This is a genomic window from Desulfatiferula olefinivorans (assembly GCF_054657895.1).
Genome location: NZ_BAAHXV010000086.1, coordinates 1 through 2,125 on the forward strand (window position 1 = coordinate 1; position 2,125 = coordinate 2,125).

2 protein-coding genes are annotated in these 2,125 nt (G+C 31.8%); both read right to left on the reverse strand.

The annotated features are described in order from the left end of the window. Positions 1-68: 68 nt before the first annotated feature. Entirely contained in the window at positions 69-917 is an 849-nt protein-coding gene (locus ACYQ11_RS21895) for a hypothetical protein (RefSeq protein ID WP_459925963.1), read from the reverse strand. 125 nt (positions 918-1,042) lie between these two features. Continuing rightward, positions 1,043-2,125 (reverse strand): tetratricopeptide repeat protein (locus tag ACYQ11_RS21900; protein WP_459925964.1); only part of this gene is annotated, 1,083 nt, incomplete at its 5' end.

Here is a 2,125-nt window from a genome sequence, read left to right on the forward strand (position 1 = left end):
ATAACGCTCAGCATAACCGGCTGGGAGACGGCGCAGAGCGAAGCGGCGCGCCGTTTCCCAGTCCGAGTTCATGCTGTTGTTGGGCCTTTAGTTGATGGTACAGCTTTCTCTTGAATACTATTAACTTTATTTATAATTGCTGTTGCTCTTTGCGCATTATACATGTCTTCTTCAATTCCCTGGATTTCACTTTTTAAAGACGTGAAAAGTTTTGATTCCAGTTCTTCAACTAAAAAATCAAGGGAAGAAATCCCTTTTTCATCAATAAATTTAGCTTGATGGGGCAATGCTTCTTTCACCAAATCAATGATTTCTTGGGTCTTGAATAAATTTAATGTATTTTGGCCTTGTTCAATCATCATCATTTTCGTAACAGCAAACCATATTACAGTTGAATATGCTTGATAAAGTGACCATGTTAATGAAGATACATAAAGTCGAGCTCTTGAAACACTTGTAGATTTATTCTCATTTACTTTCAAATTAAAAGTTTTTATCAAACCTGAAAACATTTCTCTAATCTTACTATCTGTAGGAGCTTGATCGAGAGCGAAATCAAATTTTACAGACTGCATTATTTTTGCTGCTGTCTTTTGTGGATGCATTTTAATAACCGAATCCCATAAAATTTCAATTGATTCGAATTGTTTATTGCAGACTGTTATTTGGCGAGCAGACAGTTGATTTAATAAAGTTGATTGTAAAATTTCTATTTGAGATTCATTAGATTTTAATTCAGATTTTAATTCTTCTTCTTTATTTCTGAATTCACTTTTTGATTTTTCAATTTTTAAATCGAATTCATGCTTAACTGATGCAGTTAGTCTGACAGCAATCCAATTCTTAAAAATCCAACAAAGAATAGCTGTCAATGCGGTTGAAGATAATGAAGTTAATGTATAACTTATCCAATCCATAAGACTTACCTAAATTATTGTATTTGATTATGCCCAACGCCAAGCATGAGGGGCTGGGAAAAGGGGCGCAACCGAAGGGCGCGCCGCTTTTCCCAGTCCCTCTCCATGCTTTTGTTCGGATATAATTATTTATGTTCAACTATATAAGGATAGATAATAGCTGTCTCAGAACATTTTGATATAATATTACAAATCGATATTTCTGCACTACAATTATTTAAATTTAATCCTTTTTGTAATTCAATTTTCTCTTGCAACTCGTATGAAAGTTGGCCATCAGGAAAATATTCTATAGCTTTTTTCGATAACCCATTTAATGACAAAGCAACCCTATATAATGGTTGGTTAGAATTAATATTTTTATGAAATAATAAAAAATAATCATTTTCCAATGTTATGGGCTTATTAACTCCAAAATAAATCATATCAATAAGACTTGTTAATTCAAAAATTTTGATAAATTTATCTTTGTTCTTCAACTTAATTTTATTGATTGAACTTTTTAATTTTTGAGAATTAGACAAGGTGGAGCTTGACAAACAAATAGTTATCATTTCCAGAAGTTTACAATAGTCTTGATCGCTATATTTAATGTATAATTTAAGGGGAGGACAATCAAAGTATTTAACAGACCGAATAAACAGGTCGAGTACAGATGAAAACTCTTTGTTCTTGAACTCAGACTCAATAGCCTTCATTAAAATAAAAAACCCGGCTGTTCTCAATGCAAAGTCTTTATCAACCCATCTATGAATTTCACTGGTTGGAACTTTTGTTTGTGAAGTATATTTGGGTGATTTTTCCATTGCTAAAACGCCGTCAATCATGTCACAGAATGAATATGTAGATTCAATCAAATTATTGTTTCTGTGTTCAATATAAGTAAGTAAGGCAACTGCCATATAATATCTATTATCATTGGGAGTTAGTTCGGTTTGAGAGTTTATCAAACAAATTTTTGCCTTTGAAAAATTATTTAATTCGTAATAAAGCCAACCCCTCATATAATCAAGGTCTACATATGTTTCATTAGCTGGGACAGATTCAAGAACCATTATCGCTTTTTCAAATTGACCATCATCTTTTAATAACTTTCCATAATGATATGAGACATTAGGATAATCTGGTTTTTCTACGTAAATTTCGTCAAAATATTTTTTTGCTACGTCATTTTGTTTTGAATTTAAGGCTGAAATAGCTCTTTTATA

What these genes read in the sequence shown, in the direction of transcription:
- ACYQ11_RS21895 (WP_459925963.1), bottom strand. Translation starts at nt 917, where the DNA reads ATGGATTGGATAAGTTATACATTAACTTCATTATCTTCAACCGCATTG.